The sequence below is a fragment of the Kitasatospora sp. NPDC101157 genome (genome assembly GCF_044768255.1).
In the GTDB taxonomy this organism is placed as follows: domain Bacteria; phylum Actinomycetota; class Actinomycetes; order Streptomycetales; family Streptomycetaceae; genus Kitasatospora.
On sequence record NZ_JBIWPL010000011.1, the window covers coordinates 204,596 to 215,720 of the forward strand.

Annotated in this window: 1 protein-coding gene (only partly in view); it reads right to left on the reverse strand. The window is 73.9% G+C overall.

Annotated elements, in window-relative coordinates:
• On the reverse strand, positions 1-11,054 hold the 5' portion of the coding sequence (locus tag ACIRVF_RS22930; RefSeq protein WP_402820701.1) for an SDR family NAD(P)-dependent oxidoreductase. Its footprint begins 19,882 nt before the window's first position; only the first 11,054 of its 30,936 coding nucleotides appear in the window; its start codon is at positions 11,052-11,054; its stop codon lies beyond the left edge, outside the window.
• Positions 11,055-11,125: the final 71 nt, after the last annotated feature.

The window sequence follows — 11,125 nt, forward strand, 5'->3', positions numbered from 1 at the left end:
GGCGCAAGACCCGCGCTCGCCAACGCCTGCCGGATCACCCGCTGCTGTGACGGACCGTTCGGCGCCGTCAGACCATTGGACGCACCGTCCTGGTTCACCGCACTGCCCCGCAGCACCGCCAGCACCCGGTGACCGTTGCGCCGGGCGTCCGAGAGGCGCTCCAGCACGACCATGCCAACGCCCTCACCCCAGCCGACCCCGTCCGCCGCCTCCGCGAACGAACGGCACCGCCCGTCCGCCGACAACCCACCCTGCCGCGAAAACTCCACGAAGGTGCCCGGCGTCGACATCACCGTCACACCACCGGCCAGCGCCAACGAGCACTCACCGCTGCGCAGCGCCTGCGCGGCCAGGTGCATCGCCACCAGCGAGGAGGAGCAGGCGGTGTCCACCGTCACCGCCGGGCCTTCCAGGCCCAGCGTGTAGGAGACCCGGCCCGAGGCCACGCTCCCCGCGCTGCCACTGCCCTGGTACCCCTCGAACTCACCACCGCCGAGCAGGCCGGCGTAGTCGGCGTACATCACGCCCGCGAACACACCGGTGCGGCTGCCCCGCAGCGACACCGGATCGATACCCGCCCGCTCGAACGCCTCCCAGGACGTCTCCAGCAGCAACCGCTGCTGCGCATCCGTCGCCAACGCCTCCCGCGGACTCATCCCGAAGAACTCGTGATCGAACTCCCCTGCGGTGTGCAGGAATCCGCCCGATCGCGTGTAGGAGGTGCCGGTGTGGTCCGGGTCCGGGTGGTACAGCGACTCGACGTCCCAGCCGCGGTCCGCCGGGAAGTCCGACACCGCGTCCACCCCGTCGGCGACCAGGCGCCACAGGTCCTCCGGCGAGGCGATGCCTCCGGGGTAGCGGCAGGCCATCCCCACGATCACGACCGGGTCGTCCGTCAGTGCCGGCAGGGCCTCCGGGACGTGGACCACGCTCTCGGCCCCGAGCAGGCCCTCCAGCAGGAAGGCGGCCAGCGCGCTGGCGGTCGGATAGTCGAAGACGACGGTCGCCGGGAGCCGGAGCCCGGTCACGGACCGCAGCCGGTTCCGCAGCTCCACCGCCGTCAGCGAGTCGAACCCCAGGTCCTGGAACGCCCGCGACGGATCGACCGCGGACCCGCCCTGGTGCCCCAGCACCACCGCGATCTGCTCGCGCACCAGCTCCAGCACCACCGCGCGCCGCTCGTCGCCGCCCAGCGCGGACAGGCGTTGCGCCAGCCCCGCCGTCACGGCCGACCGCGCCACGACCGCACGCCGCACCCGCCCCCGTACCAGGCCCCGCAGCAGCGCAGGCACGTCACCGTGCGCCGCCACCGCCGCGGGGTCGAGCCGGACCGGCAGCACGGCCGCGTGCCCGGTGGAGAGCGCCGCGTCGAGGAGCGCGGTGCCCTGTTCCGGGGAGATCGCCGGGAGGCCGTGACGGGCGATGCGGTCGGACTCGGCGTCGGTGAGGGTGCCGGTCATGCCCGCCACCCCGGACCACGGCCCCCACGCCAGCGACACCCCCGGCAGACCCAACGCACGCCGGTGCACCGCCAACGCATCCAGACAGGCATTGCCCGCCGCATACGCCGCCTGCCCCGCACTCCCGAACGTCCCCGCCATGGACGAGAACAGCACGAACACATCCACACCCTCAGCCGCCCGGTGCAGATTCCACGCCGCATCCGCCTTCGGCCGGAGCACGGCCGACAGCCGGTCAGAAGTCAGCGAGCCGACCACCCCGTCATCGATCACCCCCGCCGTGTGCACAACCGCACGGATCTCATACCGGGCGAACAGACCCGCCACCGCCGCCCCGTCCGCCACATCACAGGCCTCGACCACCGCCCGCGCGCCCAGCGCCTCCAACTCCGCCAGCAACGCCTCCACACCCTCGGCCTCCGCACCCCGGCGGCTCACCAACAACAGACTCCGCACCCCGTGCTCACCCGCCAGGTGCCGGGCGACAACCCGGCCCAGACCACCCGTCCCCCCGGTCACCAGAACCGTGCCCTCACCCGGCCACACCACCGGCACGACCGCCGGTTCCGTCCGCACCAGCCGGGCAGCCAGCAGCCGGCCGTCCCGCACCAGCAACTGCGGCTCATCCACACCCAGCGCCGACGCCGGCAGCTCCTCCTCCCCCGCAAGATCCACCAGACCGAACCGACCCGGCTCCTCCGAAACCGCCGACCGCACCAGACCCCAGAGCGCCGCCCCCGCCAGGTCACCACCCGACACCACGTCACGCGTCACGAACACCAACCGTGAACCGGCGAACCGCTCCTCCGCCAACCAGCCCTGCACCCACTCCAGAGCCCACGCCGACCGCTCGTGCACCCCACCACCGGCCACCGACCGCACCACCACCACCGGCGGCACCTCAGCCGGCACCTCCCCCAGCGACCCGACCTCCACAAACACCCCGCCAACCGGTACCACCGGCTCCACCGGCACCCAGTCCACCCGGAACAGTGAGTTCCGGTCGACCGAGGCCACCGCGTCCGCCGCCACCGGTCGGACGACCAACGACCCGACCGAGGCCACCGGCCGTCCCTCGGTGTCAGCGATCGCCAGCGACACCGCATCGGCCGCCGTCCGGGTCAGCCGGACCCGGACCGCCGACGCGCCCGCGGCGTGCAGCGCCACGTCCTCCCAGGCGAAGGGCACCCCGGCCCCGCCCTCGGAACCGGCCTCCCCCTCGGACCCGGCCAACGCGAAGCCGTGCAGGCAGGCGTCGAACAGCGCCGGATGCAGACCGAAACCCGCACCCTCGGTGCCCTCCGGCAGAGCCACCTCGGCGAACACCTCGTCACCGCGCCGCCAGGCCGCCCGCAGGCCCCGGAACACCGGACCGTAACCGAACCCGGCCTCGGCCAGCCCCTCGTACAGACCACTCAGATCCACCGCCTGCGCACCGGCCGGCGGCCACACCGAGGCATCGAACTCCACCGGCACCGCACCCGTCCCCAGGACGCCGCTCGCGTGCAGGGACCAGTCCGTCCCCTCTTCCGCCTCCGGCCGGGCGTGCACGGTAACGGCGCGCCGCCCGGACGCGTCCGGCTCGCCGACCCACACCTGCACCAGGACACCGCCTCGTTCGGGCAGGACCAGCGGCGCCGCCAGGGTCAGCTCCTCGACCCGGTCGCAACCGACCTCGTCCCCGGCCCGGACGGCCAGCTCCACCAGCGCCGTCCCCGGCACCAGCACCGAACCCAGCACCACGTGGTCCGCCAGCCACCCGTGCGTCCCGGCGGACAACCGGCCGGTGAAGAGGTACCCGTCCGTGTGCACGAGCTCGACGGCAGCGCCGAGCAGCGGGTGTTCGGCGGCGCCGAGACCGGCGAGCCGGACATCCCCGCCGCGGGTGAGGGTAACGGCCGGCCAGTACTGCCGGTGCTGGAAGGCGTACGTGGGCAGCTCGACGGTACGGGCAGCGGTCCCGGTGAACAGGGCCGCCCACTCGACGTCGACTCCGGCGACGTGCAGACGGGCCAGGGCGGTCAGCACGCTCGTGTCCTCGGGACGGCCCTTGCGCAGGAGCGCGGCCGTCACGGCGTCACCGGTGAGGGAGGCGGCCGCCATCGCGGTGAGCACACCGTCCGGGCCGAGCTCCAGGAAGCGGCTGACGCCGGCCGTCTCCAGCGCGCGGACGCCGTCGGCGAAGCGGACGGTCTCGCGGACGTGGCGCACCCAGTAGTCCGCGTCGGTCGCGCCGGTGACCAGCTCACCGGTCAGGTTGGAGACCAGCGGGATCGACGGCGCGTGGTAGCTCAGCCCGGTGAGGACGGTACGGAACTCCTCCAGCATCGGGTCCATCAGCGGCGAGTGGAAGGCATGGGACACCCGCAGGCGGCTGGTCCTCCGCTCGGCGAAGTGCTCGCCGAGCGCCGCGACCGCTTCCTCCGTACCCGAAACGACCACCGAGGTGGGCCCGTTCACGGCCGCCAGCGCGACGGAGTCGCCGAGCAGCGGTCGGACCTCCTCCTCCGTCGCCTCGATCGCGAGCATCGCGCCACCGGAGGGCAGCGCCTGCATCAGCCGGCCGCGGGCGGCGACCAGGGTGCAGGCGTCGGCCAGCGAGAACACGCCGGCCACATGCGCGGCCGCGACCTCACCGATCGAGTGGCCGGCCACGAACTCCGGCCGCACGCCGAGTGACTCGACCAGCCGGTACAGCGCCACCTCCACCGCGAACAGCCCCGCCTGGGCGAAGTCCGTCCGGTTCAGCAGCTCCGCGTCCTCACCCCACACCACCTCGCGCAGCGGCAGGTCCAGCTCCGCACACACCGCATCGAAAGCCTCCGCGAACACGGGGAAGCGCTCGTACAGCTCCCGTCCCATCCCGAGCCGCTGGGAGCCCTGACCGGAGAACAGGAAGGCGTGCTTGCCCTCCGAAGCCACCCCCCGGGCCACCTCCACGCCGTCCACCAGCACCACCCGGTGCGCGAACCGCGACCGGCCCGCCAGAGTGAACGCCACATCGGCGGAGGGAAGTTCACCCGCCTCGGTCAACCGTGCGAGCTGCGCGTCGAGCGCGGCGGCGGACTTGGCCGATACCACCCAGGGCATCGAGGCCGGGACGACCGAACCGTGCCGCACGGCCTCGGGTTCACCCTGCTCCAGGATCAGGTGGGCGTTGGTGCCGCTGATCCCGAAGGACGACACACCCGCCCGGCGCGGATGACCGGTGTCCGGCCACTCGGCACCCTGCGCCAGCAGCTCCACCGCCCCCGCCGACCAGTCCACGTGCGAGGACGGCGCATCCACGTGCAGCGTGCGCGGCAACTGCCCGTGCTGCATGGCCAGCACCATCTTGATCACACCAGCGACACCGGCCGCCGCCTGGGCGTGCCCGATGTTCGACTTGATAGAACCGAGCAGCAACGGCAGCTCACGATCCTGCCCGTACGTCGCCAGCAGCGCCTGCGCCTCGATCGGGTCACCCAACGTCGTCCCGGTCCCGTGCGCCTCCACCGCACCCACATCAGCGGGCGCAAGACCCGCGCTCGCCAGCGCCTGCCGGATCACCCGCTGCTGCGACGGACCGTTCGGCGCCGTCAGACCATTGGACGCACCGTCCTGGTTCACCGCACTGCCCCGCAGCACCGCCAGCACCCGGTGACCGTTGCGCCGCGCATCCGAGAGGCGCTCCAGCACGACCATGCCAACGCCCTCACCCCAGCCGACCCCGTCCGCCGCCTCCGCGAACGAACGGCACCGCCCGTCCGCCGACAACCCACCCTGCCGCGAAAACTCGACAAAAGTGTTGGGGGTGGACATCACCGTCACACCACCGGCCAGCGCCAACGAGCACTCACCGCCGCGCAGCGCCTGGGCCGCCAGGTGCATCGCCACCAGCGAGGAGGAACACGCCGTGTCCACCGTCACCGCCGGGCCCTCGAACCCGAAGGTGTAGGACACGCGTCCGGACGCCACACTGGGGGCGCTCCCGTTGCCCCGGAAGCCCTCGAACTCGTCGCCGTCGAGCAGCGAGCGGTAGTCGGTGTACATCACGCCCGCGAACACACCGGTGCGGCTGCCCCGCAGCGACACCGGATCGATACCCGCCCGCTCGAACGCCTCCCAGGACGTCTCCAGCAGCAACCGCTGCTGCGCATCCGTCGCCAACGCCTCCCGCGGACTCATCCCGAAGAACTCCGGGTCGAACTGCCCGGCGTCGTGGAGGAACGAGCCCATCCGGGTGTAGGAGGTGCCCGGTGCCGACCGGTCCTCGCTGTGCAGCGCGTCGAGGTCCCAGCCACGGTTGGCCGGGAACTCCGACACCGCGTCCACCCCGTGGGCGACCAGGCGCCACAGGTCCTCCGGTGAGGCGACGCCTCCGGGGTAGCGGCAGGCCATCCCCACGATCACGACCGGGTCGTCCGTCAGTGCCGGCAGGGCCTCCGGGACGTGGACCACGCTCTCGGCCCCGAGCAGGCCCTCCAGCAGGAATCCGGCCAGTGCGCCCGCCGTCGGGTAGTCGAACACCACCGTGGACGGCAGCTGGAGGCCGGTCACGGACCGCAGCCGGTTCCGCAGCTCCACCGCCGTCAGCGAGTCGAACCCCAGGTCCTGGAACGCCCGCGACGGATCGACCGCGGACTCGCCCTCGTGCCCCAGCACCACCGCGATCTGCTCACGCACCAGCTCCAGCACCACCGCGCGCCGCTCTTCGCCGCCCAGCGTGGACAGGCGTTGCGCCAGCCCCGCCGTCACAGCCGATCCCGCAGGCCCGGCCACCACGGTGCGGCGGACCCGGCCACGCACCAGCCCGCGCAGCAGGGCGGGCACCGGCTCCTGGGAGCGCAGCGCGGCGAGGTCCAGGCGCACGGGCAGGATCGCCGGCTCGTCGGCCGCGAGCGAGGCGTCGAAGAGGGCCGTGCCCTCGGCGGGGGTCAGTTCCGGTAGGCCCGAGCGGGCGATCCGGTGCAGGTCGACCTCGGCGAGGGTGGCGGTCATGCCGCCGTCGTGGGTCCACGGGCCCCAGGCCTGGGAGACGGCGGGCAGGCCGAGCGAACGGCGGTGCACCGCCAGGGCGTCCAGGTAGGCGTTTCCCGCCGCGTAGGCGGCCTGGCCCGGGCCGCCGAACACGCCGGAGACCGAGGAGAACAGGACGAAGGCCGCCAACTCGCTGTCCTTCGTGGCCTCGTGGAGGTTCCACGCGGCGTCCGCCTTCGGCCGGAGCACGGCCGACAGCCGGTCGGGGGTCAGCGAGCCGACCACCCCGTCATCGATCACCCCCGCCGTGTGCACAACCGCACGGATATCGTGCCGGGCGAACAGACCCGCCACCGCCCCCTCGTCCGCCACATCACAGGCCTCGACCACCGCCCGCGCGCCCAGCGCCTCCAACTCCGCCAGCAACGCCCCCACACCCTCGGCCTCCGCACCCCGGCGGCTCACCAACAACAGACTCCGCACCCCGTGCTCACCCGCCAGGTGCCGGGCGACAACCCGGCCCAGACCACCCGTCCCCCCGGTCACCAGCACCGTGCCCTCACCCGGCCACACCACCGGCACGGCCTCGGCCCGGGCAGTGGCCCGCACCAGCCGGGCCGCAAGGACCTCGCCGTCCCGCACCAGCAACTGCGGCTCATCCACACCCAGCGCCGACGCCGGCAGCTCCTCCTCCCCCGCAAGATCCACCAGACCGAACCGGCCCGGCTCCTCCGAAACCGCCGACCGCACCAGACCCCACACAGCAGCAGCGGAAAGATCCGAACCGTCCACCGCACCACGCGTCACGAACACCAACCGCGAACCGGCGAACCGCTCCTCCGCCAACCAGCCCTGCACCCACTCCAGAGCCCACGCCGACCGCTCGTGCACCCCACCACCGGCCACCGACCGCACCACCACCACCGGCGGCACCTCAGCCGGCACCTCCCCCAGCGACCCAACCTCCACAAACACCCCGCCAACCGGCACCACCGGCACCCAGTCCACCCGGAACAGCGCGTCACGGGCGGAGGCGCTCGCATCGGCGGCCGACGCCGCCCGCAGGACCAGCGACCCGATCGACGCCACCGGCAGGCCCTCGCTGTCGGTGACCGCCACCGCGACGGACTCCTCGCCGGTCCGGGTGACCCGCACCCGCACCGCCGAGGCACCGGAGGCGTGCAGCGACACCTCCTCCCAGGAGAAGGGCACCACACCGTGCGGCATGCCGTTCACGGCCGTCACGTGCAGGGCCGCGTCCAGCAGCGCCGGGTGCAGGCCGTAACCGGTACCCTCGGTCCCGGCCGGCAGGGCGACCTCGGCGAACACCTCGTCACCCCGCCGCCAGGCCGCCCGCAGACCCCGGAACACCGGACCGTACGCATACCCACCGTCTGCCATGCCCTCGTAGAGGCCGCTCAGGTCCACCGCCTGCGCACCGGCCGGCGGCCACACCGAGGCATCGAACTCCACCGGCGCCGCACCAGTCCCCAGGACGCCGCTCGCGTGCTGGTCCCAGGGTCCGCCGTCGGCGTCCTCGGGGCGGGAGGCGACCGTGAAGGCGCGCCGGCCGTTGTCGTCGGCCGCGCCGACGCGCAGCTGCAGCTGGACGCCCCCGTGTTCGGGCAGCACCAGCGGCGCCGCCAGGGTCAGCTCCTCGACCCGGTCACAGCCGGCCTCGTCGCCCGCCCGGACGGCGAGTTCGAGGAAGGCGGTGCCGGGCAGCAGGACGTCGCCCCGGACCACGTGGTCGGCGAGCCAGGGGTGGGACTGCCGGGAGAGCCGGGAGGTGAACAACAGGCCGTCGTCGTCGGACAGTTCGAGGGCGGCCGTGAGCAGCGGGTGGTCGGCCGCGTGGAGGCCGGCGGCGCCGAGGTCGCCGGTGACGGCCGCGGAGGGGGTGGGCCAGTAGCGGCGGTGCTGGAAGGCGTACGTGGGCAGCCCGACGGTACGGACGGCGCAGCCGGCGAACAGGGCAGCCCAGTCGACGTTCGCCCCGGTGACGTGCAGACGGGCGAGCGCGGCGAGCGCGGTGGGCTCCTCGGGCCGGCCCTTGCACAGGAGCGCGGCCGTCACGGCGTCACCGGCGAGGGAGGCGGCCGCCATCGCGGTGAGCACACCGTCCGGGCCGAGCTCCAGGAAGCGGCTGACGCCGGCCGTCTCCAGCGCGCGGAGGCCGTCGGCGAAGCGGACCGCCTCGCGGACGTGGCGCACCCAGTACTCGGGCGACCGGTGGTCCGCGCCGAGCTCGCCGGTGAGGTTGGAGACCAGCGGGATCGAGGGTGCGTGGTACGTCAGCCCGTTGAGGACGGTACGGAACTCCTCCAGCATCGGGTCCATCAGCGGCGAGTGGAAGGCATGGGACACCCGCAGGCGGCTGGTCCTCCGGTCGGCGAAGCGCGCCTCGACCGCCGCGATGGCAGCCTCCGCGCCCGAAACGACCACCGAGGACGGGCCGTTGACGGCGGCTATCGACACCGACTCGCCCAGCAGCGGCCGGACCTCCTCCTCGCCGGCCTGCACCGCCAGCATCGCGCCACCCTCCGGAAGCGCCTGCATCAGCCGGCCACGGGCGGCGACCAGCGCACACGCGTCCGCCAGCGAGAACACCCCCGCCACATGCGCGGCGGCGACCTCGCCGATCGAGTGACCCGCCACGAACTCCGGCCGCACGCCCAGCGACTCGACCAGCCGGAACAGCGCCACCTCCACCGCGAACAACCCCGCCTGGGCGAAGTCCGTCCGGTTCAGCAGCTCCGCGTCCGCACCCCACACCACCTCCCGCACCGGCAGGTCCAGCTCCGCACACACCGCATCGAAAGCCTCCGCGAACACCGGGAACCGGGCATACAACTCCCGCCCCATCCCCAACCGCTGCGAGCCCTGACCGGAGAACAGGAAGGCCGTCCCGCCGCCCCGGACCGCACCCTCGACGACCGCCGGGCTCACGCCGGTGCCCGTGCCCGTGCCCTCGCCCTCGCCCTCGCCCTCGCCCTCGCCCGCCGCGATCACGCCGAGGCCGCGCAGCAGCGCTTCCCGGTCGGATCCGACCACCACGGCCCGGTGGCCGAGCGGTGAGCGGCTGGTCGCCAGCGACCACGCCAGGTCCCCGGCGGACAGTCCGGCCGCGCCGTCCAGCAGCCGTGCGGCCTGGGCGCGCAGCGCGTCGCCGGTCCGGCCGTTGAGCACCCAGGGCAGCACGGCCGGCGCCGGGGCGGCCTCCTCCGGCGCGGGTGCCACCGCCGTGTCCTCTGCCTGTTCCAGTACCACGTGGGCGTTGGTGCCGCTGATCCCGAAGGCCGAGACACCGGCCCGGCGCGGGCGGCCGGTCTCCGGCCAGTCCCGGGCCTCGGCCAGCAGCTCCACCGACCCCGCCGACCAGTCCACCTCACCGGACGGCGCGTCCACGTGCAGGGTCCGCGGCAGCACCCCGTGCCGCATCGCCATCACCGTCTTGATCACACCCGCGACCCCGGCCGCCGCCTGGGCGTGCCCGATGTTCGACTTGATGCCGCCGAGGTACAGCGGCCGGTCCGCCGGCCGGTCCTGGCCGTAGGTGGCGAGCAGGGCCTGGGCCTCGATCGGGTCGCCCAGGGTGGTGCCGGTGCCGTGCGCCTCGACGGCGTCGACCTGGTCCGGGGTGAGCCGGGCATTGGCCAGGGCGGCCTGGATGACCCGCTGCTGGGAGGGCCCGTTGGGGGCGGTCAGCCGGCTGCTGGCACCGTCCTGGTTGACCGCGGTGCCACGGACGACGGCCAGCACCTCGTGGCCGTGCCGCCGGGCGTCCGAGAGCCGTTCGACCAGCAGCACGCCCACGCCCTCGGCCCAGGAGGTGCCGTCCGCCGCCTCGGCGAAGGGCTTGCACCGCCCGTCCGGGGCCAGGCCGCGCTGGCGGGAGAACTCGGTGAACAGCCGGGTGGTGGGCATCACGGCGACGCCGCCGGCGACGGCCAGCGAGCATTCCCCGGCCCGCAGCGCGCGCACCGCGAGGTGGAGGGCGACGAGGGCGGAGGAGCAGGCGGTGTCGACGGTGACGGCCGGGCCCTCCAGCCCGAGGGTGTAGGAGATCCGGCCGGAGAGCACGCTGACGGCTCCGCCGGTGAGCAGGTGCCCCTCGGTCTCCTCGGTCTGGCGGGCGAGTGAGCCGTAGTCGGTGTCGGCGCCGCCGATGAACACGCCGGTGTCGGTGCCGCGCAGCGAGGCGGGGGCGATCCGGGCGCGTTCGATCGCCTCCCAGGCGGATTCCAGCAGGAGCCGCTGCTGCGGGTCCATGGCGAGGGCCTCGCGGGGGGCGATGCCGAACAGCTCGGCGTCGAAGTCGGCCACGCCGTCCAGGAATCCGCCGTGCCGCACGTAGCTCTTGCCGGGGGTGCCGGGGGTGGGGTCGTAGAGCGCCTCGGTGTCCCAGCCGCGGTCGGCCGGGAGTTCACCGATGGCGTCGGTGCCGTCCGCCACCAGCCGCCACAGGTCCTCCGGGGTGCGGACGCCGCCGGGGTAGCGGCAGGCCATTCCGACGATCGCGATCGGCTCGGCGTCCCTGGCCTCGACCGACTCCAGCCGCAGCCTGGTTCGCCGCAGGTCCGCGGTGACCTTCTTGAGGTAGTCGCGGAGCTTGTCCTCGGAGGTGCTGGCCATGGGTGGGAAACCTCGCAGTTCGGAAGGTGGTACGGGTCGGCGGCCGGTGCGCGGCGGGGTGTGCGTGCGGC